Origin of the sequence: Clostridium algifaecis (assembly GCF_017874415.1) — a bacterium.
In the GTDB taxonomy this organism is placed as follows: Bacteria; Bacillota; Clostridia; order Clostridiales; family Clostridiaceae; genus Clostridium_B; species Clostridium_B algifaecis.
On the sequence record NZ_JAGGLM010000001.1, the window covers coordinates 376,387 to 398,868 of the forward strand.

Sequence of the window (22,482 nt, forward strand, 5' to 3'; positions counted from 1 at the left end):
TTCATAATTAAATCTATACGACTTCTTTACTGTTTGTATCGTTTTTTTTACTATCGCAGCAACTTCCTTTTTTATTGTTACCCATCATCATCATTGGCATCATAAAGATCATCATTATTGGGCACAAAAAAGGTGTTATTCTCCAAATTACACTACCAGCACTAGGGCTTAGCTTTGTTATTATTGGTAATAGTGCTACGATAACTATAGGTAATCCACAACAGATAACCATATGCAGCATATGCTTTAATGAATTATGCTTATGGGTTACTTGTTTTTCTTTGTTATTTCCATGACAATTCATATATATCCCTCCAAATAATTTTTATTTTATTTGAATTATACAGTTTACATATAAAGAAGTTATGAAGAAATTAAGAAGTTATAAAAATTACATTAGGGGAAGTAAAACAAATATTGTTAAATCCCAAATAGCATGAGAGATAATTACTGGAATGATGCTCTTCTCTTTTTTATAAAGCCATCCCCAGAATAATCCGCATACGAAAGCTGCTATAATTAGCATAAAGTTACCTGTAGCAATATGCACAGCTGCGTATAATAAAACTGAAAATAAATATCCTTTGTTCTCTCCAAATTGTTTACCTAAAGTATTCTGTATAAAGCCTCTCCAGTACAGTTCTTCACCTGGACCAATTATAAAAAATAGCAACAATCCTATTAGCTTTAGGTTAGCATTTGATCTATTACTATAAACTGATGAAATTTGAGAATTTTTAAATGGAAATAAATATCCTGATATAATATTTCCTGCATAAAATATCACGTATAAGGCTATTGCTGAGAGTACTCCAATTAAAATATGTCTCCATTTTATTTTTCCAAAGGAGAAGATATCTCTATTAGAGAAGTAGGCCATTAATATTAACAGTAATATTGATCCACTCATTTCTACCCAAAAGTTAAAGGGTTTTATAACAAACATTAAGTACCATAGAATTGCTGCTGTAAATAATGTAAAAGTTAAATATTTATAGTTTTTATTGTTCAAGGGTAATACCTCCATTTATCTTATATATAAGAAAATATCATTGAAATAATAAGTATAATTCCAAAGTGTCCCTGTAGTTTTGCTGTTTCCTGATCAAGTGCAGCAAGTTCAGAATTAGATTCATTAGATATACGTAATTTATTGATATTTTTCAATGCTTTTGGCAATGTAACCAGGCAAAGCAAACTCCAAATAGGGGTAATGCCGTAATATATCATAGCCAAAACGGAAATATAGGATAGAGAAATTAAAAAGTAGTAAATATAACATGAATTAGTTCTTCCAATTATTATAGATATAGTTTTTATTCCAGCTTTTTTATCATTAAAAATATCTCTAATGTCATTTGCGTGCAGGATTGCTGTAGTTAAAAGTCCAACAGGAATTGATAACAAAAGTACACTGGTGCTAATTTTCTGAATTTGTACAAAATATCCACCGAGTGTCATTAGAGGTCCAAAAATTATAAATACTAAAGGGGCACCTAAGCCTCTATACTTTAGCATAAGTGGTTTACCTGTATAAAAATAACCACTTAAAGCCCCTATAGCACCAATAATTAGAATAAAGAATCCTTTTTGAAAAGATAAAAACAATCCGAGTATACATCCTGAGGCTAAGACTAAATGTCCTCCTTTAGACAGTTCTTCAGGAGTTAATAAATTTTCAAAGATAACACCACTAGAAGAGCCGGATTCTTTTGTATCAACTTTATTTGTAAAATCGTCATAGTCGTTAAGCATATTTACAGAAGCTTGTAAAAGTACGGCAGCCAGTAAGGAAAGCAGGTAGTATATAAACTGAAAATTTGATTCTTTTCCAGCGAATATAGCACCTATTGTAACTGGTATTATAGAGGCTGTTAAGGAAAAAGGCCTTGCAGCTCTTAACCATATTTCAAATTTTTGTTTCATTTCTTATCCTCCTCATATATTTGTTACTATTAATCCTACAGTGCTCTTAAAAAGAAGTGGATTTAAATTTTTGATTTATATATACTATAGATTAATGATATGAAGATTTTATAAAGGTTCTTATATGATAAATTTTGTATAAATGTATAATCTACATACAATCTTTACAAAGTTCAGCTATTATTAGAATTAATATTAGGATTAGTTTTTTAAAAATGTAAATTTGAGGTGAATGGTATGAATAAAATTTTAATAGTAGAAGATGAGGAAAAGGTATCTAATATTCAAAAAGCATATCTGGAAAGGGAAGGTTATGAAGTATATACCTCGACAACCGGGTTAAAAGGTTTAGAACTATTTGATTCAATTGAATTTAGTTTGGTAATACTTGATTTGATGTTACCAGATATTCAGGGAGAAGAAATATGCAAAATTATAAGAGATAAATCTGATGTGCATATATTTATGGTTACTGCTAAATCTGCATTAGAAGATAGAATCGAGGGGCTTAATACAGGCGCAGATGAGTATTTAGTTAAGCCTTTTAGCCCAAGAGAACTTGTTGCTAGAGTTAATTCTCTATTTAGAAGGTTAGAGGCAAATAACAGTCCAGTCTTATCTTTAGATAATGGAAGCATCCAAATATATAAAGATAGTAGAATAGTAAAGGTTAAAGGACAAGAAGTATCTCTTACACCTAATGAATTTAATATTTTATATGCTCTTGCAATAAATAAAGGAAAGGTTCTTACTAGAGAACAATTAATTGACAGGGTTTTTGGTATGGATTTTGAAGGATTTGACAGGACAATAGATGTTCACATAAAAAATATAAGAAAAAAAATAGAGGAAGACAGCAAAAATCCCAAGTATATTTTGACAGTTACAAGGATGGGATATAAGTTTGGTGGTGAAAGTTGATGCATAGTATTAGGAGAAAGCTAAGTATTATAATTTTAGCTTGCTCTATATTAGCGGCACTTTTAACTGCTATCTTTGTAAATATCACAATAAATAATAAATTTAATGAATATATGGTGAATAACCAAAATAAAAGAAATGATAGAATAGTACAGTATTTTCAGGAGCTTTATAAAAGAGACAAGAAATGGACAGCCGATTCGGGAAGTGAAATGAAGCATGAAGCATTTATGAGCAATTATTGTTTAACTCTTTTAGATTCAAATAAAAAGCTGGTTTGGATGATGGACCCCAATGATATTAAAGAAAAAGAGCATTTTAACACTTTAGACAGTAAAAAAGGAGTTTTTACCACAAATACTTTTTCAATTAAATATGATGGTAATGTTGTTGGATATGTACAGATAGGTCAATATTCTTCGGTATTATTATCTTCTGATGATGTTAATTTTAAGTTGTCCATTAACAAAGGAATTATTGCAAGTATTTTTTTTAGTCTTCTTATTGTAATAATTATCAGCTTGTATATTTCAAAACAGTTTTCAGTACCAATTAGAGAAGTGTCAAATGTGTCAGTAAAACTATCTAATGGAGAATATAGTTCTAGAACTGATGTAGAAACAGACATACTAGAGATTGAGAAACTTAAGAGTAGTATAAATATGTTGGGAGAAAAGCTTAATCATCAGGACTTATTAAGAAAAAGACTGGTATCTGATATATCTCATGAAATAAGAACTCCACTGAATATTCTTCAAAATAACCTAGAAGCTATGATTGATGGAATTATTCCAGTAAATTCAGAACAGTTAACTGGGTTAAATGATGAAGTTATTAGGTTCGGAAAACTTTTAAATAACCTGAATACTTTAAAGAGATTTGAAGCAGAGACAATTTCTATTAATAAAGAGAAGGTTTTATTGGATGAATTGTTATCTGTATTATGTGATGATTTTTCAATTGCGTTGAAAGAGAAAAATATTGATCTGGTTTACAATATAAGACCAGACAAAGACTACAGTATAATTGGTGATTCAGATAAATTAAAACAGGTATTTATTAACCTTTTATCTAATGCAGTAAAATTTTCAAATTATGGAGGAAAAATTTGGATTAACTTAACTAGAGATAAAGAAAATATTATTGTCAGTATAAGAGACACTGGGATTGGAATTAGCAGGGAGGATTTACCTTTTATATTTGAAAGACTTTATAGGGGAGACAAGAGTAGAAATAAAATTGAGGGAAGCGGAATAGGATTAACGATAGTAAAGGATATTTTAACTCTACATTCAGCGTCTATTGCTGTTGAAAGCCGAGTAGGTAAAGGATCTGCATTTACTATACGATTTAGAGATATTGATTAATATTTACACATTAAAATAAATTTTTTAATTATTTAATCTTCATCTTTTCTTCATATGAGACTTATATAATAGAGCACAAACAATGAAAGATAATTGCAAATGATAATTTTAAATAAAAGATTGAAGGAGTTGTTGTATACTTGCATATTTTAGTTTGTGTGAAACAAGTACCTGATACTACAGAAATTAAGATAGATCCAAAAACAAATACATTAGATAGATCAAGTGCACCTACAATTATTAATCCTTATGATGCACATGCAGTAGAGGAAGCTGTAAAAATTAAAAATAAGTTTGGAGGTAAGGTCTCTATAATTTCAATGGGACCACCACAAGCGGAAAAAGTTATTAAAAAGTGTATTGAAATGGGAGCTGATGAAGGATATCTTCTTTCAGATAGAGCCTTTGCTGGTTCTGATACCCTGGCTACAAGTTATATACTTGCAATGGGGATAAAAAAAATAATAGAGAAAGAGACTATTGACTTGTTGTTTTGTGGAAAGCAGGCTATAGATGGAGATACTGCTCAAGTTGGGCCAGGTATCGCATCTAGACTTGGAATAGCGCAGTTAACCTATGTAGAAAAAGTAAAGTCATTAGATTTAGAAAGTAATACTATTATAGTACACAGAAAAATTGATAATGGCTACGAAGTTGTTGAATCAAAGCTTCCATGTTTGATTACAGTGGAAAAAGATATAAACGATTTAAGTTATTCTCCATTACCAAGTATGATTAGAGCGGCTCGTTATAAATCAACAGTTTGGGGAATTAATGATTTTAAAGCAGATATGAGTCAGTTAGGACTTAAAGGTTCTCCAACTTCAGTTCGACGTATATTTCCCCCAGCAAAAAGGTCTGGAGGAAAATTATTAAAGGGCAATGTTGATGAAATGGTAAAACAGCTTACAGATAGCTTGAAAGAAGGGATAGTTAGATGGCAGTTATAATTTCAAATTCCTGTATTGGATGTGAATCATGTATCCCAAGTTGTCCATTCAATGCTTTAGAGATTAATGGAGAAAGTAAACTAGTAGTTAGTAAACAAAAGTGTATTGAATGTGGGAAATGTGTATCAGTATGTCCAATTTCTGCATTAAGTATTTTAAGCAGTAAAAAGAAACCTAATAATAGCCTACAGAATGACACTAAGGAAGATAACAAAGTTTCAAAGTTAGAAAAGCATACTGGAGATGTATGGGTTTTTGTAGAACAATTGGAAGGCGAATTAGCTTCTGTTACTCTTGAACTTATTGGTGCTGCAAGAAAGCTTGCTTCGAAATTAGGGGTAAAAGTATGTACAGTTTTATTAGGTGATAAAGTTGAAACTATAATATCTGAGCTTTTTTCATATGGCGTAGATGTCATATATGTTATAGACGATGAAGTATTTCATTTCTATAGAGCTGAAACTTATAGCAGAGCTTTCTGCTATTTAATAGATAAGTATAAACCGGAAATATTATTAATGGGAGCAACAACTACAGGTAGGGATTTAGCTGGTGCCGTTGCAACTGCAAAGAAAACTGGACTTACAGCAGATTGTACCGGGCTGGACATTGACTTAGATAAAAGAATACTACTTGCCAGTCGTCCGGCCTTTGGAGGAAATATAATGGCTACTATTGTATGTGAAAAATGTCGTCCTCAAATGGCTACTGTTCGACCAAGAGTTATGCAGATGCCAGAATCTAAGTTAAATAAAACAGGCTCTGTAGTTAAAGAGATTTTTAAAATTGAAGAAAAATCTCTTAAAACTAAAGTTTTGGAAATTATTAAGGAACAGTCAGAAAATGCAAAACTTGAGGATGCTAAAATTATAGTTTGCGGCGGGAGAGGTGTGCAAAATGAACAAGGATTTAAATTGCTGGAGGAACTAGCAAAAGTCATTGGAGGAGTAGTGGCAGGAAGTCGTGGTGCGGTAGAGAAGGGATTGGTAGATCATAAACGTCAAGTTGGGCAGACAGGTCAAACCGTATCTCCAAAGCTATACTTTGCTATAGGAATTTCAGGTGCAATACAGCATACTGTTGGAATTCAGGGAGCAGAAACTATAGTTTGTATAAATATAGATCCTGAATGTGAAATGATGAAGTTGGCTACTTATGGAATACAGGGAGATGTTTTTGAAGTATTACCTAAATTAATTAATAGTTTCAAGGATTTATGTACAATTACGGAGGAGGTTTAAAAGATTGACTGAAAAATTTGATGTTATTATTGTAGGTGCTGGCGTTTCAGGACTTGCAGCAGCATATGTAATGGCAAAAGAAGGTCTTAATGTTATTGTTATTGAAAAAGGTAAATACCCTGGTTCAAAAAATGTTATGGGTGGGGTATTATATCGTCATATGATGGATGAAATTATTCCAGAGTTCTGGAAGGAAGCACCTCTTGAACGTCCTATTGTTGAGCAAAATTTTTGGCTGCTGGGTAAAGATTCTGTTGTAAAGACAGGGTATAGAGGAATGGAATGGTCCAAGCCTCCATATAATAATTTTACAGTTTTCAGAAGCAAGTTTGATCAATGGTTTTCAAAAAAATGTATAGAAGTTGGTGCTTTAATTATCAATGAAACTGTTGTAAAGGAATGTATTATAGAAAATAATAAAGTTGTTGGAGTTAGAACAGATAGACCAGAGGGAGATATTTATGCTGATGTAGTTGTTCTTGCTGATGGTGTTAACTCATTATTAGCTAAAAGTCTTGGATTTCATAAAGAATGGCGTAAGGATCAGGTAGCTCTTGCAGTTATGGAGGAATTAAAACTGCCTTCAGATAAAATTGAAGAAAGATTCAATTTGGACAAAGGTATGGGAGCAACTATAGAAATGTTTGGCGATGGAACCTTAGGAATGGTAGGTACAGCATTTATCTATACCAATAAGGAACATATATCTATTGGCTGCGGAGCTTTGCTTTCTGAGATGAGCAAGAGAAATGTTAAGCCTTATGAATTATTAGAATATATAAAACAGCACCCTGTTATAAAACCTTTAATTGCAGGAAGTGAAGCAAATGAATATTATGCACATTTAATTCCAGAAGGAGGATATAATAGTATACCTAAATTAGTAGGAAATGGTGTTTTAGTGATTGGTGATGCAGCACAGTTTGTTAACGGTATTCATAGAGAAGGATCAAATTTAGGAATGACATCTGGACGTTTTGCTGCAAAGACTATTATACAGGCTAAGAAATTAGGTAAATTCAATGAACAGACACTTTCACATTATCAAGAGCTGCTTAAAGAAAGTTATGTTATGAAAGATCTGAAAAAATATAAAAATGCATCTCAAACCATGGAAAAAAATCCACAGTTTTTTAATCATTATATACCGGCAGCTAACAAGGTAATGAGTGAAATGTTTACTGTAGATGGAGTATCAAAAAGAAAAAAACAAAAGTTAGCTATTAAACACATAATTGGTGGAAAATCTTTATTAAGTATGGGTATAGATGGGTTTAAAATATGGAGGGCGATGAAATAATGGAAGATACAAAAGTAAAAGTTAATATTGATGATAATCTATATTTAAATACTTATAATGCAGACACACTTCCTCATTTAACTATAAAGGATCAGAAGATATGTGATAATTGTAAGGAAAAGATATGTACTTTTATTTGCCCAGCTCGTGTTTATGAATGCAAGGATGGACATGTTACTGTTTGTTATGAAGGTTGTCTTGAATGTGGAGCCTGTCGTATAATTTGTCCTTATAATAATATTGATTGGAACTTCCCAAGGGGAGGTTTTGGTATACAGTTTAGATTGGCATAGCAGAATTATAATATTATACAAGTATATAAATGTATTCCTTTGCACATAATATTTTTTGTGTAAAACAAAAAATAAAGAAGGTGTTTTAAAATGGGAGTTGCAACAATGGTATCAAATAAATATCAGAAATGTATTGATGAATGTGATAGATGTGCACAAGCATGCTATGAATGCTTTGAGGCATGTATTAATGAACCTGATTTAAATGCAAGAAAAAGCTGTGTGAAAATATTAGTTGAATGTGCAAAAATGTGTGAAATGTCAGCAGGGCTTATGTCTATGAATGGACAATTTGTAAAAGAACATTGTAATATGTGTGCTACAATCTGTGATAAATGTGCACAAGAATGTTCGATGTTTAAAGATGAGCATTGCCAAAAATGTGCAAAAGAATGTCGTACATGCGCTGATGAATGTAGAAGAATGGCTTCAATGTAACAGCTTATAAAAAACAGTCAGTAACTTTGTTGGTTATTGACTGTTTTTTATAAATGTGAATAAAACACTACTATATAAATTAATCATATGGATAACCAATTAAGTTACTTTTTATTAATTTATGCAACTACCTCCATAAAATCTACATAATAAATATATATAATAAAAAATATGTATCAACATAAGTAAGTATTAATGTATGTGTATGGAGGAGTAAGAATGAAGATATTTAATAATTTAAAAATTGCACCGAAACTTATAAGCTGCTTTTTATTGGTATCAATTCTTATGGCAACGTTAGGTACTATAGGGATATTACAAATAAAAAAGATAAATACAAATTCAACTTCAATGTATAAAGATAATCTATTACATATAAGAAAAGTAGGGGCTTTAAAAGAAAATTTTCTGCAAATACATTCGGATCTAATATCTCTTTTAACTACAAAAGATTCATTAAAAAAGCAGCAAATAGAAAATGAAATGGATAAGCTAACAGAAGAAGATATGACTATATCAAAAGATTTTAAAGATACTAATGCAACAGGCGATGAAAAAGAATTATTAACTCAATTTAATAAAAATCATGATAGTTACATGATGGCACGAAAAAATTTTATGAAATTAATAAATTCAGATAAATATGATGAAGCTCAATTGAAACTTAATACAGTATTAGAAGCAAGACAAAAGACTTTTAACGTTATTAATGAACTTATAAATTTGAATTTAAAAGAGGCTCAAGATGCTAATGAATCTAATAATTCAATATACAAATTAGCATTAAATACTATGATTTCTATTGTAATATTTGGTTTTATTATTGCTATACTGCTAGGAATACTAATATCAACATCTTTATCAAAAAGAATAAATAAAGTTTTTTTATTTGCAGATGCTTTAGAAAATGGAGATTTGACTAAAAGAATTGATATATGTGCAAATGATGAAGTTGGTAAACTCTCGGAAGCTTTAAATAAGGCAGCCAAAAATACTCATAAATTAATATCTACAATAAGTTCAAGTTCTACTAACATGAGCAATTCTAGTGAAGATATATCTACAACTATAGAAGAAATATCTGTAAAGATGTCCAATATTAACGAATCAACTAGGGAAATATCATCTGGAACAGAAAATTTAAGCGCGATTTCAGAAGAAGTAAATGCTTCAATTCAAGAGATAAGTTCAAATACAACAGAGCTTTCAAATAAAGCTAGTGATGGAGATAAAGCATCAAATGAGGTACAAGCTCGTGCAACTGAAATAAAGAACAAAGGACTAAAGGCTATTGATGCATCTCAAAATATATATAAAGAAAAACAAATTAATATAGTTAAGGCTATAGAAGATGGAAAAGTTGTTGAGAAAATTAAAGTTATGGCAGATTCCATAGCAAATATAGCTTCTCAAACTAATCTTTTAGCACTTAATGCTGCTATTGAATCGGCAAGAGCAGGAGAAATGGGAAAAGGATTTGCAGTAGTTGCAGATGAAATACGTAAACTTGCAGAACAGTCATCAAGTAATGTTTCAAGTATTCAAAATGTCATAAAACAGGTAAATGAAGCATTTAGTAACTTATCTAATAATACGCAAGATATACTGGCTTTTATTGATAATAATGTGAATCCAGATTATAAATTGTTTTTGGAAATATCAGAAAAATATGAGAAAGATGCTGCTTTTATAAAAAATATGTCAGAGGAAATATCCAGTGGTACGTTACAAATAGTAAACTCTATAGAGCAGACTAGTTCAGCTATTGAAAATGTATCAACAACAGCTGAGCAATCTGCATCAAGTTCTGAAGGAATACTAAATAGTGTTAGTGAAACAAGTTATGCAATTGAAGAAGTATCTAAATCAGCTCAAAGGCAAGCAGAATTAGCTGAAGAATTGAATAGTTTAGTACAGAAGTTTAAAATATAAATTTTAACTAATATTTTTAAAGAAAACAGAGGTGAGAAAATGAGCTTTCATACAATAATAAAGCTTATGGATATAAAAACTCTTGTTGCAGGAATTGTTCCTGTAGTTCTAGGTACGGTTTATTCAAGGTATGCTTTTGGAAAGTTTAATATTATTTATCTTATATTATTATTAATTTCTATGATATTGATTCAAAGTGCTACTAATATGATTAATGATTATTTTGATTTTAAAGGTGGAGCAGATAACAAAGAAAAAGGAAATGAAAAGGCTCTGGTAAGTGGTGAGATTACTCCAAAACAAGTTTTAGGTATTATATTTGTATATCAATCTATAGCTTTTCTAATTGGTATTTTTATAGCTAGCCAAACAAGTTATTATATTTTATTAATTGCAATTATTGGTGAGATTATTTCAATTTTATATGCTTGTGGACCTTTACCTATTTCATATACTCCAATAGGCGAAATTATATCTGGAGTAACCATGGGAATAGGTATAACGACAACGGTTATTTATATTCATTCCGGAATATTTAATTTAAATACGGTGCTTATAGCAGTTCCTACTGCAATTTTTATTGGTACCATATTGCTATCTAATAATTTAAGCGATATGAAAGAAGATAGAAAAATTGGCAGAAAAACACTACCAATACTGATAGGAATTAAGAATTCTGAGAAGCTATGGGTTTTTAATGTAATTATGTTGCTTGTATTAACAGTTATTTTAATAATGATAGGCATTTATCCTATTGTTGTGTTAGTAAATGTTATTTTACTATTTCCTTATAAGTCAATTTCTAATTTTTTGTCCTATGATAAGAGTATTTTTACAAAAGGAAAAACAATGGGGCTTATAGGTACGGTTGGATTAAAATATCACTTAGCTGTGATTGTTGGATTATTAATATCTATCATGTTCAAAATAGGATTATAATTTAACAATAAAATAAGAAAATTTTTTTGCTTTAACAGCTTTTATATAAATATGTGATATACTATTTTATATAAATATGATATACTATGTATATAAGATACACGAATTTTAAAATATTGTTAGTTTAGGAGGTAATATTGTGATCGCATTTAAAAAAATGTGGGATGATGTATGCTATACTTTATCAAATAATAAAATTGATGATATTGATATAATAGAAAATTTTAATAATGGTTTTATAATAAAAGATGAATCCAATACACATTTTGTTACAAAACAGGATTTTGTTGACTTTTGGTGTAATATAGTGTGCCTTGATAAAGTTGATAAGGAAGATATTTTAAAATCCAAAAACTCGGGTAAGAAATATGTATACGAAATATTGAAAACTCTTCCTTACATAAAGGAGAATGGCGGCATTTTAAAATTATCAGAATAACTTTACAAATTTTGATCCAAGTTTTTTATATATTATTTTATATTAAATAATCATAAAAAAATTTTAATATACTTTTATCAACGTATAGCAGCGGTGGAATTTATTCCACCGCTGTAAATTTTATTTTAGACTTAATATAATGATAAAATTTAAAACTGCAATTTGGTAAATGTTTATATTAGCCCGCTCAGTCAGTTTACAAATATTTTATAATTACTTATAATATTTGTAAGACTTAAAATTATAATCTATAATAATATGATTTTTAAATTACAGAAAAAGAGGTAAATATTATGGAGACTACTAAACTTAACAAGCAGGATGTAATATTTGCATTAGATATAGGTACCCGTACTGTAATAGGTACTGCTGGAGTTGTAAAAGATAAAAAATTTAATGTAATATCCGAACATTGCCTTGAACACAAAGAGAGGGCAATGATAGACGGGCAAATACATGATATAGAACTTGTAGCAGGTACAGTGAATATTATAAAGGAAAAAATAGAGCAGGACTTAAATATGAAAATGGAAAATGTGGCTATAGCTGCAGCAGGTAGATTCCTGAGAACTGTAATTACCAAGGAAGATATGAAGATCGACTATGACAAGGAAATTGACAAAGATACTATAAGGAGTTTGGAGTTAACAGCAGTTAAAGCAGCGGAGAATAAGGTAAACAAAGAAACGAAAGGGAGGCTTTACTGCGTAGGCTACAGTGTAAAAAACTATTACTTGAATGGATATTTAATAGGAAATTTACTTTCTCAGAAGGGTGAAACAATATCGGCAGAGGTTATATCTACATTTTTACCGAGATCTGTAGTGGATAGTCTTTATTCTGTCATGAAAAAAGTTGGACTTCAAGTTATAAGCTTGACACTTGAGCCTATAGCTGCAATGGAAGCAGCTGTGCCTAAAAATTTGAGGCTGTTGAATCTATCTTTAGTTGATATAGGAGCAGGGACTTCGGATATTGCTATAAGCAGTAATGATACCATAAGTGCTTATGGTATGGTTCCAAAAGCTGGAGATGAGGTTACAGAGGTTATAGCACAAAATTATCTTGTAGAATTTAATACAGCAGAAAAAATAAAAAGGGAATGCAGCACAAACAATGAAATAAGTTATGTTGACGTACTTGGAATTGAAAACAAAATATCAGGTGAAGAGGTTATAAAGCTAGTAACTCCTACAGTGAAAAAAATAGCAGATGAAATAGCAGATAAAATGATAAGCTTAAATGGTGACAAATCTCCAAATGCAGTGTTTTTAGTTGGTGGAGGGGCACACACACCTAAAATTAAAGAATTTCTTTCAGAGGATTTGAATATTCCAGTCCAGAGGATAGCAATAAAGGGAAGAGATTCTGTAAAAGCCTGCAAGTGCATGGACGATTCTCTTGAAAGTACAGGAGTTACAGTTCTTGGAATTGCTCTTATGTCAATAAAAAGGCTTGGACATGATTTTATAGATATAATGCTGAATGGAGTTGTAATAAGTCTTTTCAATTCTCACAGGCACACTGTTATGGATGTAATGATGCAGGCAGGAATAAGTCCTAAAGTTTTGATAGGCAGAAATGGAAAAAATATCAGATTTACTTTAAATGGAATAAAAAGAGTGGCTTTTGGCACAATGGGTTGTAATGCAAAAATATCCGTAAATGGATTCAATAAAAGCATTGATGAAAAAGTAAAAGAAGGGGACAACATAGAACTTACTTATTCTGTAAATGGTAAAAATGCAGAACCAAAAGTAATAGATTATGTTAATAAAGGATATTCTGTTAGCTTCTTCATAAATGATATAATAGACAATTTGGAACCAGTTGCATACATAAATGATAAAAAAGTTAAGATTGACTCTTATATAAAAGAAAATGATAAAGTTGATATAATATTTCCAAAGACACTTGGAGAATATAAAAAATATTTTGTGGATTTCAATGATGAATTTGTATACTATTTAGATGGAAAAGAATTGAATGACAAATATGTGATTAAAGAGGGAGACAGGATATATAGAATATCCAAAGAAAATGAAGAAAATGAAGAAAATGAAGAAAGTGATTCTTATAAAGAGGAGCCTAAAATAGAGGAAAAACCTATTGAATATACAGACACAAATCAAGAAAAAGAAAAAGTAGATAAAAAAGAAGAAATTAAAGAAATTAATATTGATAAAGCTATACTAAATAAAAATAATGAAATTACAGTAGTTGCAAATGGAAAGACTCTGGTTTTAAAAGGAAAGGATAATTATATATTTGTAGATATATTCAATCATATAGAATTTGATCTGTCACATCCTAAAGGAAGCTTGTATCTTCATTTAAATGGAAAAGATGCAGGGTATTATGATAAACTTTCAGAAGGCGATGTAATTGAAATAGGGTGGAATTAAAATATAAATTTTGGAGGTATTCTAAGTGGAATTAAACTTTTTGAAGAAAGCAAAAGATATGCAGGATGAACTTGTTGACATAAGGAGAGATATTCATATGCATCCGGAGCTTGATTATGATTTGAGCAGAACTCAGGAAAAAATAAAGAAATTTTTAAAGAATGAAGGCATAGAATATGTTGAATCAGCAGGCAGTGGCATATGTGCTATAATAAGGGGAAATGGAGAAAAAACAATAGGACTCAGGGCAGACATGGATGCACTTCCTATTCAGGATATGAAAAAATGTGATTATGCCTCTAAAGTCAAAGGAAAAATGCATGCTTGTGGGCATGATGCACATACAACTATACTTCTCGGTGCTGCCAAAATACTTAATAGTATAAAAGATCAATTAAAGGGAAATGTAAAATTATTCTTTGAACCTGCGGAGGAGACTACAGGTGGAGCTAAAGTTATGATAAAAGAAGGGGTGCTTGAAAATCCTCATGTAGATAGAGTTATAGGTCTCCATGTTGAAGAAGGCATTGAAACCGGAAAAATAGGAGTACGATATGGTGTAGTAAATGCAGCTTCTAATCCTTTTACTATAAAAATAAAGGGAATGGGTGCACATGGAGCAAGACCAAATACTGGAATAGATCCTGTTTTGATGAGCAGTTATGTTATTGTTGCTCTTCAGGAAATAATAAGCAGAGAACTGCCTCCAACAGATGCCGGAGTACTTACAATAGGTTCAATTCACGGTGGAACTGCCCAAAATATAATACCTGATGAAGTTACAATATCTGGTATTATAAGAACAATGAAAACCGAACATAGGGAATATGTAAAAAAGAGATTGCGCGAGATAACAGAAGGAATAGTAAAATCAATGAGAGGAAGTTGCACCATAGACATAGAGGAAAGTTATCCATGTCTATATAATGACGCTGCTGCAATTAAAGACGTAGTTTCTGCTGCTTCTTTAATCATAGAACAGAATAATATAATCACTTTGGAAAGTCCAAGTATGGGAGTTGAGAGCTTTGCATATTTTTCTATGGAAAGACCTTCCGCATTCTACTATTTAGGAAGCGGAAACAAAAGTAAAGGAACTGATCATCCAGCTCACGGAAACTTGTTTGATGTGGATGAGGATTGTATACCTATTGGTGTTGCGATTCAATGTAAAGCAGTATATGATTTTTTGAAGTAAGTCAATTCATAAAATATTGTTAAATGTAAAAGATATACTTAAAGTGCTATATTTAAGTATATCTTTTTTATAATCTGATAAAATTATTGTAGAATAAATTAGATATTGGAGTAATATTTAGACTAAAGTGAAAAATAGTATAAAAGATATTTTATTATGTTGATTTAGGTTAGAATAGTATTATATAATTAATTGTTGAATTAAAATAAGAATAGATAAGGAGGTACTGCTGATACATATAAATTATGAACGTTTATGGCGGCAGTGAATAGATGAAAATTGAAATAGGGATAAATGAATCTGGACAGAGATTAGATAAATTTTTAAGAAAATGGTTAAAGGATGTTCCTTTAGGAGCAATATACAAAGCTATAAGGAAGGGCGACATAAAAGTAAACGGAAAAAAGAAAAAAGAAAAATATTTCCTTGAAGAAGGGGATATTGTTGATGCATCATATATTGAGTCTAAAAGAGAAGTTTATGAGATTAAAGCTGTAGATAGTGGATTTTTAAAAAAAGTTTATGAAGATAAAAATATGATAATTGTAGAGAAATGGCCGGGAGTACTTGTACATTCAGATAGCAAAAGTAAAGATCCTACTTTAACTGATTATGTTCTTTCCTATTTGTATGACAAGGGAGATTATGATCCTAAAGAATCTGTTACATTTAAGCCTTCTCCATGTAACAGACTGGATAGAAATACTTCTGGAATGGTTATATACGGGAAAAATTATGAATCTTTAAAAATGCTAAATGAGATGATAAGGGAAAGATACATAAGCAAATATTATGAAGCAATTGTAAAGGGAACCATAAAAGATGGCTTATATAAAGCTTATATACATAAGGATAATGCAGAAAATTTATCTAATGTATTTGATAGACCGGGTAAAAATACCAAAGAGATATCTATGAAAGTAAAAAATATAAAATCCTGCGGTCTTTATTCTTTTGTGGAACTTGAATTAATTACGGGAAGAAGTCATCAACTCAGAGCACATTTGGCCCATATAGGTAATCCTATCATAGGAGATTTAAAATATGGAGAAGTAAAAACAAATAGCTTTTTTTATAATAAATATGGGCTTGATTATCAATATCTATATGCATATAAACTGCATTTTAAAAATTGTGATGAAGAACTTAGTTATATGGAAAATAAAACTATAACTGCATCATTGCCGCCTATATTTAAAAAGATAAAAAAGGATATTTTCGAAAAATTTTAGCCTTTGATGGGGAGTTTTAGTATGAATGAACAATCAACAACTAAAGGTTTTGCTATACTTTCGGCAGCAGGAATGATTACAAAGGTTTTATCACTTTTATATATTCCATTTTTAATACATATAATTGGAGATGTTGGATATGGAGTATATGGTGCTTCTTATCAGATATATGCTTTTATATTTGTAATTGCTAATTCAGGTGTACCTGTTGCCATATCAAAACTTATATCTGAATTAAATGCTGTAAAAAATTATAGGGATGCGGTGAGAAGCTTTAAAATAGCTAGATTTATGCTCGTTATGATAGGAATAGTTATGTCGATTATTCTAATTGCTTTTGCAGAGCCTATTGTAAGTGTAACACATTATAAAAAAGCTTACTTATCCATAGTGTGTCTGTCACCTGCTATTTTATTTACAGCTGTAGCATCAGCCTATAGAGGATATTTCCAGGGAAAGGGAAATATGACACCAACTGCTGTATCCCAGGTTATAGAACAGCTTTTGAACATTGTATTTTCACTTATATTTGCAGCATATCTTATGAGATACGGTGTGGAGACGGGATGCGCAGGAAGTACTATAGGTACTTCAATTGGTGCACTTGCATCTGCTTCGTTTCTGATGTTTTGTTATAGTAAAAGCAGCAGATTTATAGTAAAAAATAATTTTAATGAAAATATAAAGAGACTTAGCAGGAAACAGATTGTAAGGAAAATTATAAACTATGGTGTACCTATTACACTCTGTGTAGGAATGACTTATGCAGGAAATATAGTGGATGTAATGAATACCAAAGTAAGGCTTATGGCTGGCGGACTTACAGATGACAGTGCAACTATATTATATGGTTATCTTTCTAAATATCAGCAGCTTTTAAATGTGCCTATTGCGATTATTTCATCACTTTCCGCGGCAATACTGCCGGCGATATCGGCGGCTGCAGCTATTAAAGATAAAACAAGGGTAAAAAACAGCATAAATTATTCTTTTAGGCTTTGTTTCTTGATAGCAGTTCCGTGTGCAGTAGGACTTGCTATTTTAAGTGAACCTATATTTGATTTGTTAAAAATCAGAGGCGGCTCATATATAATGGCATGTGGTTCTTCGGTTCTTGTATTCATGTCTGTAATGCAGATACAGACTACAATCTTGCAGAGTCTTGGAAAACTATATTCTGCTACTATTTATTCTGTTATAGGAATAGCGTGCAAAATAGTTGTAAATTATATTTTAATTGCCATACCTAGAATAAACATATTAGGAGCTGTGGCTGGAAGTATTGTAGGATACGCAATACCTATAATTTTAAATCATATTATGATTAAAAAATCATTAGAAGTAAATGTAAATATGGTGACACATGCTATAAAGCCTTTAATTTCATCTATTGCAATGGGTATACTTGTGTTTACAGTATACTATGTACTAGATACATTAATGGGTTTTATAAGTACTGGATATATTCCAAATGCTCTTTCCACTATTGCAGCAATATTAGTTGGAATTTTAACATATATATTTGTATTAGCTGTAATAGGAGGAATAACAAATAAGGATATGGAACGTATGCCTAAAAAAATAACAAAGCTCATACCAAATTTTATATTAAGCAGGATAAATTAATAATTATTTATCTTCGGTAAAAAATAACTTCTAAAAAGGATTATAGAAGTTATTTTTTATAAGCTCGTGCATATTTAAAATTAAACTTGTAAGGGATGTTATGATCAAGCTTATTGCGCATCCATATATATTTATAGAGGATATACCTGTTAATATGTATATTAGTATAAGTTCTTCTACAGATACTATAATGGAATTCCTGAGAAGTATATTTTGTTTACCTATGCCATTCAAAATTCCAAAAACTGAACTTGAAACAAAGCTTACAGGGGCACACAGTGAAGCAAATTTTATATATTTTCCTATATCATTTCTGCTATAAAAAAGCTGTCCTAGATAGTCTGGAACTAATAAACACACTATCATTGTACCTATGCCTAAGAATATAGATACTTTTAAGACCTGTGATATTCTATTTTCCATTCCAAAATAATCTTTTGAATTTAATTTTTCTGAGAGATCCGGAATTAAAACTATGGATATTGAATTAAGTATTGTTGTTGGAAAAAATACAATACTAAAAGCCATTGCTTTAAACCTGCCTATCATGGAAAGTGCCAGTGTATAGTCTATACCGCAGTGCAGCAATCTTCTTGGTATTATAAGTGCCGATACGGCTGATAAACCTGTAGATAAAAAACCATTCAAGCACAGTGGAAAAGATACAACCAAAATATTGAATAAAAGCTGAATATTATCAGGTTCATAATTTAATTGAATTTTATACTTTCTTTTTTTTATCCTATATATGCTGTAGAGTGAAACTAGGCTTATAAGTTCTCCTAGAGTTAGTGTTATATAAGCTGCCGTTACAGTATTTTTTACACCCTTCAAGGCAAAAATACTTACTATACTGGTTATTATTATAATCCTCAGAAATTTTTCAAAAACATCTATAAGTGCCGGAATTTTTACATCGGATGTTCCATAAAAATATCCTTTAAATATGCAAGAAAGTGATATAAAAAACATAGCAGGACATATAACCTGGATAGAATGTACTGACCTTATATCATCTATTATATTCATACCTATGTATTTTGAATTTACGAATACAAAACATATTATAATTAAAGAAAATATGGCATCGAATAATAGAGAAACTGAGATGGAACTGTCCAGGTTTGAAAAATCATCTTTTGAGAAATATATAGCCGATACTCTCGATATAGCAGTTACCATTCCGCCGCAAATCAAACAGATGAAAAGATCATATACAGGCATTATGAGATCATATAACCCCATGCCTTCTGCTCCTAGATATTTTGAAAGTAATATAGAGAATATAAAAGCAAATATACTTGTAACCAGGTTTGAAAAAATTAAAATAAGTGAACTTTTTAAAAATCTGTCTCTTTTCATAATAACTCCTGTACAGGCAATTAAAGCCAAAATTAATATAGATTTATTAATAAGTATGAAAAGAGACATAAATATATTCTTTTATAATTTAAAAATAATAATATTCATATACCAACTTATTTTTAAATATATATGTATCAAGAGTTAAAAAATTTAGGAGAGTATATATGGGAAAATTTTTGAAAATTTTATTTTGTTCAGTTGTAGTATTCATAGTTGCCTACAGTATTAGAATTTATTTTTATAAAGGTGGAAATGTACCGGATTTAAAATTGGAAAATAAAAATTTAAATTATAGTGTAAGCTATAAAGGTTTGAAAGATGCTGTAGATTTTACTTCAGATAATATTGGAAATTATTACATAGCATATCCTTCTAAAATTCAGGCAATAGAGAAAAACGGCAAAAGCTATAATTTAATTAAAAAGAGCAATTTTGATATAAACAGCATAGATTATAAGGATGGTAAGCTTTATTACATATCTAAAGATAAAATATATTGTTATGATATAAAAAATAGAAGCAATAAGGAATTTGCATCTGGAATTCCAAACTATGGAGATTATAATAAAAGTCTTATAAGAATAAATGGAAATAACATATATGTGTCGATTGGAGCTGCCACCAATTCAGGTGTAGTAGGAAAAGATAATGATTGGATAAAATCACAACCTTATGTATGCGATATAACTCCAAATGACATAACATTAAAGGGAATAAATTTTGGAAATAATAGAACAGGAGCATTTCAAAGTTATGGAACAAAAAGTATTAAAGGCCAAATAGTACCAGAACATTTCCCGGGTAATTCATCGATTGTAGTTTATGACATAAATGGAAAACAAAGCAGCACTTTTGCCTGGGGCATAAGAAATGTTACGGGTATGGATTTTAATGAAAATAAGCTTGTATGTGCTATTGGAGGCATGGAAAATAGAGGATCAAGAGCTGTTATTGGCGACACAGATTATATATATGAAATAAAGAAGGGACTATGGTATGGATGGCCTGATTACAGCGGTGGAGATCCTGTTACATCTCCTAAATTCAAGGGAAATAATAAATCTAAATTGGATTTCCTGCTTGAAAATCATCCAAGTATGAATCCACCGTCACCTATATATCAGCATACCAAAGTTTCAAGCCTGGGGGCTATCTGTGCGGATAATTCAGGAGATATAGATGAAAAAAACTGTATATTTTTTTATGATAAAATAGATAATTTACTATATAGTTTCAAGTATCCTAAAGTTCAGAGAGAACAAATTAAATTTGATAAAAACTCTAAAATAAAAAGCATTAAAATTTATAATAAGAGATTACTAATACTGGACAGCAGCAAAGGATGCATATATAGTATAGTAAATAGAAAAAATATTAGTACCATTAAAAATTTAAGTCAGTATAATTATATCTATATATATCTTATTGTAGTAACTATTTTTGTTATTGTTTTGATTTTAAAAGTAAAAAGAGATTAAAATATGAGTTTTAAAAAGGAGATAGTTTTAACATGAGGGAAAAATTCGAAAGAACTTATGGAGGAGCGGTCAAAAAACTATTTTTTGCAGTAAATCCTCTTAAGAAGAAGATAATGAAGACTAATTGCACAGTGCATAAATTTATAATGATGCGATCAATTGAAATATTAAAAAATGATGGATATGAAATTGAATCTGATTATTTTAGAGAGAATATATTTAATATGAATTCAGGAGTTAGCTGGGCGGATCAGGATTTTAAAAGCTCAAATCACTTTTATCATGTAATTAAAGGAAGGGGTCTTTATGGATTTTCAAATGCCCTTACGGAATGCAAAAAATATTATAATGAATCCATTGAGTTTGCAAAAGAAGATGATATGGATAAATCCTTATTTTATTTTGGTGCTGCATGTCACTTGATTCAGGATGTGACGGTACCGCAGCATGTAAACAACAGGCTGCTTAAAAGTCATAGAAAATTTGAACTCTGGATTATAGGAAGACTTCTGTCAGATTATTCTTTTATTGCTAGTGACAAGTTGGTGAGATATGATAAACTGGAAGATTATATAAAAAACAATGCAATAATGGCGAATAGTACTTATGTAAAAAATCTAGGGGTAAGGCCAATGGATGAAAGATATGAAAGAACAGCTTCTGCAATATTGAAAGAAGCACAGAGAACTACCGCCGGCTTTATGCTTGATTATTATTATGAAATAAAATCTCTTAAAAATTCTTCATTAAATTGAAGGATTTTTTTTATTTTTAGAGAACATCTTATATAATATATATTTACTTATTTTCTAATATATGGATTGGAGGATAGCTTATGAGAAAGAAAGAAGTATTTATAAATATGGAAAATGAAATATTCAGGGGAAATTTATTGGATATCGGTCTTGAAAATACAGGGATAGTATATAATATATATAAAGAATTCAACCATGGAATAAATATAGAATATATAAGTGGAGAAGAAGAAAAAGAGAGAATAAAAGAGGGTTATTATGATTTGTGTATTTTATTATTTTCATTTAACAAAATAAGATCCAGATTCAAGAAAAGAGCTATTATAGAACAAATACATAAATATTTAAATGATGATGGGATGCTTTATATATGGGATATAGATAAAAGGCCTGGTAGAATTTTTAATGGAGATATAAAAATATTAATTCCAGGCAAAAAATTGAAAGTGATAAAAATAAGAGATTTTAATATAACAGGTGATGATTCAAAAGAAAATACTGTTAATATTGTTAGCAAGTATTTTGATATGGAAGAATACAATTTTACAGAAGATATATATTATATAAAAGCCAGAAATAAGTGTAAAAAAGAGGAGTCAAAACAAGAAGAATTAAAAGAAGTCTCAATTACTGAAGATGTATAAAGCGATCTTTTATAAATAAGGTATGGTAAAAAT

Annotated in this window: 21 protein-coding genes; 17 read left to right on the plus strand and 4 right to left on the minus strand. The window is 30.1% G+C overall.

Features of this window, described 5'->3' with window-relative positions:
- Positions 1-13: 13 nt before the first annotated feature.
- The 3 genes from J2Z42_RS01895 to menA form a co-directional block, all read right to left on the minus strand.
- Entirely contained in the window at positions 14-304 is a 291-nt protein-coding gene (locus J2Z42_RS01895) for a hypothetical protein (RefSeq protein ID WP_209700661.1), read from the minus strand.
- An 87-nt stretch (positions 305-391) separates the two neighbouring features.
- Positions 392-1,012, minus strand: coding sequence for a CPBP family intramembrane glutamic endopeptidase (locus tag J2Z42_RS01900; RefSeq protein WP_245331422.1), 621 nt, complete (start codon positions 1,010-1,012; stop codon positions 392-394).
- A 20-nt stretch (positions 1,013-1,032) separates the two neighbouring features.
- On the minus strand, positions 1,033-1,926 hold the full coding sequence (menA, locus tag J2Z42_RS01905; RefSeq protein ID WP_209700663.1) for a 1,4-dihydroxy-2-naphthoate octaprenyltransferase: 894 nt from the start codon (positions 1,924-1,926) through the stop codon (positions 1,033-1,035).
- Between the two features lie 237 nt (positions 1,927-2,163).
- On the opposite strand from menA, the gene J2Z42_RS01910 reads away from it, so the two are divergent.
- The 14 genes from J2Z42_RS01910 to J2Z42_RS01975 all read left to right on the plus strand — a co-directional run bounded on the left by J2Z42_RS01910 (position 2,164) and on the right by J2Z42_RS01975 (position 18,207).
- Positions 2,164-2,847: a response regulator transcription factor gene (locus tag J2Z42_RS01910; RefSeq protein WP_209700664.1), complete on the plus strand. Its 684-nt coding sequence runs from the start codon at positions 2,164-2,166 to the stop codon at positions 2,845-2,847.
- Positions 2,847-4,214, plus strand: a complete 1,368-nt coding sequence (locus tag J2Z42_RS01915; protein WP_209700665.1) for a sensor histidine kinase — start codon at positions 2,847-2,849, stop codon at positions 4,212-4,214. Before J2Z42_RS01910 ends, J2Z42_RS01915 begins: the two co-directional genes overlap by 1 nt.
- 140 nt (positions 4,215-4,354) lie before the next feature.
- The gene (locus J2Z42_RS01920) at positions 4,355-5,164 is read left to right on the plus strand and encodes an electron transfer flavoprotein subunit beta/FixA family protein (protein ID WP_209700666.1); all 810 of its coding nucleotides are present in this window, start codon (positions 4,355-4,357) and stop codon (positions 5,162-5,164) included.
- Positions 5,152-6,405 carry an FAD-binding protein gene (locus tag J2Z42_RS01925; protein ID WP_209700667.1) on the plus strand — a complete coding sequence of 418 codons (1,254 nt, stop codon included), beginning with the start codon at positions 5,152-5,154 and terminating at the stop codon, positions 6,403-6,405. Before J2Z42_RS01920 ends, J2Z42_RS01925 begins: the two co-directional genes overlap by 13 nt.
- Before the next feature lie 4 nt (positions 6,406-6,409).
- The gene (locus tag J2Z42_RS01930) at positions 6,410-7,705 is read left to right on the plus strand and encodes an FAD-dependent oxidoreductase (RefSeq protein WP_209700668.1); all 1,296 of its coding nucleotides are present in this window, start codon (positions 6,410-6,412) and stop codon (positions 7,703-7,705) included.
- Positions 7,705-7,998, plus strand: coding sequence for a ferredoxin family protein (locus J2Z42_RS01935; RefSeq protein ID WP_209700669.1), 294 nt, complete (start codon positions 7,705-7,707; stop codon positions 7,996-7,998). Before J2Z42_RS01930 ends, J2Z42_RS01935 begins: the two co-directional genes overlap by 1 nt.
- A gap of 90 nt (positions 7,999-8,088) precedes the next feature.
- Positions 8,089-8,436 carry a four-helix bundle copper-binding protein gene (locus tag J2Z42_RS01940; protein WP_209700670.1) on the plus strand — a complete coding sequence of 116 codons (348 nt, stop codon included), beginning with the start codon at positions 8,089-8,091 and terminating at the stop codon, positions 8,434-8,436.
- 219 nt (positions 8,437-8,655) lie between these two features.
- Positions 8,656-10,368: a methyl-accepting chemotaxis protein gene (locus J2Z42_RS01945; RefSeq protein ID WP_209700671.1), complete on the plus strand. Its 1,713-nt coding sequence runs from the start codon at positions 8,656-8,658 to the stop codon at positions 10,366-10,368.
- 39 nt (positions 10,369-10,407) lie between these two features.
- Positions 10,408-11,307, plus strand: a complete 900-nt coding sequence (locus J2Z42_RS01950) for a prenyltransferase (protein ID WP_209700672.1) — start codon at positions 10,408-10,410, stop codon at positions 11,305-11,307.
- Between the two features lie 139 nt (positions 11,308-11,446).
- Positions 11,447-11,746 (plus strand): hypothetical protein, encoded by a 300-nt coding sequence (locus J2Z42_RS01955; protein WP_209700673.1) that lies wholly within the window; start codon positions 11,447-11,449, stop codon positions 11,744-11,746.
- Between the two features lie 293 nt (positions 11,747-12,039).
- Positions 12,040-14,151 (plus strand): cell division protein FtsA, encoded by a 2,112-nt coding sequence (locus J2Z42_RS01960; RefSeq protein WP_209700674.1) that lies wholly within the window; start codon positions 12,040-12,042, stop codon positions 14,149-14,151.
- A 58-nt stretch (positions 14,152-14,209) separates the two neighbouring features.
- On the plus strand, positions 14,210-15,349 hold the full coding sequence (locus J2Z42_RS01965; RefSeq protein ID WP_209700815.1) for a M20 metallopeptidase family protein: 1,140 nt from the start codon (positions 14,210-14,212) through the stop codon (positions 15,347-15,349).
- 272 nt (positions 15,350-15,621) lie between these two features.
- Positions 15,622-16,581: an RluA family pseudouridine synthase gene (locus J2Z42_RS01970; RefSeq protein WP_209700675.1), complete on the plus strand. Its 960-nt coding sequence runs from the start codon at positions 15,622-15,624 to the stop codon at positions 16,579-16,581.
- Between the two features lie 21 nt (positions 16,582-16,602).
- Positions 16,603-18,207: a putative polysaccharide biosynthesis protein gene (locus tag J2Z42_RS01975; RefSeq protein WP_209700676.1), complete on the plus strand. Its 1,605-nt coding sequence runs from the start codon at positions 16,603-16,605 to the stop codon at positions 18,205-18,207.
- Positions 18,208-18,237: 30 nt separating this feature from the next.
- Here the strand turns inward: J2Z42_RS01975 and spoVB are convergent, their stop codons facing one another.
- Entirely contained in the window at positions 18,238-19,569 is a 1,332-nt protein-coding gene (gene spoVB / locus J2Z42_RS01980) for a stage V sporulation protein B (RefSeq protein ID WP_209700677.1), read from the minus strand.
- A 167-nt stretch (positions 19,570-19,736) separates the two neighbouring features.
- On the opposite strand from spoVB, the gene J2Z42_RS01985 reads away from it, so the two are divergent.
- The 3 genes from J2Z42_RS01985 (at position 19,737) to J2Z42_RS01995 (ending at position 22,449) form a co-directional block, all read left to right on the plus strand.
- Positions 19,737-21,050 carry a hypothetical protein gene (locus J2Z42_RS01985; RefSeq protein ID WP_209700678.1) on the plus strand — a complete coding sequence of 438 codons (1,314 nt, stop codon included), beginning with the start codon at positions 19,737-19,739 and terminating at the stop codon, positions 21,048-21,050.
- Positions 21,051-21,082: 32 nt separating this feature from the next.
- The gene (locus J2Z42_RS01990) at positions 21,083-21,805 is read left to right on the plus strand and encodes a zinc dependent phospholipase C family protein (RefSeq protein WP_209700679.1); all 723 of its coding nucleotides are present in this window, start codon (positions 21,083-21,085) and stop codon (positions 21,803-21,805) included.
- Between the two features lie 80 nt (positions 21,806-21,885).
- Positions 21,886-22,449 carry a class I SAM-dependent methyltransferase gene (locus J2Z42_RS01995; RefSeq protein WP_209700680.1) on the plus strand — a complete coding sequence of 188 codons (564 nt, stop codon included), beginning with the start codon at positions 21,886-21,888 and terminating at the stop codon, positions 22,447-22,449.
- The last annotated feature ends 33 nt before the right edge of the window (positions 22,450-22,482 follow it).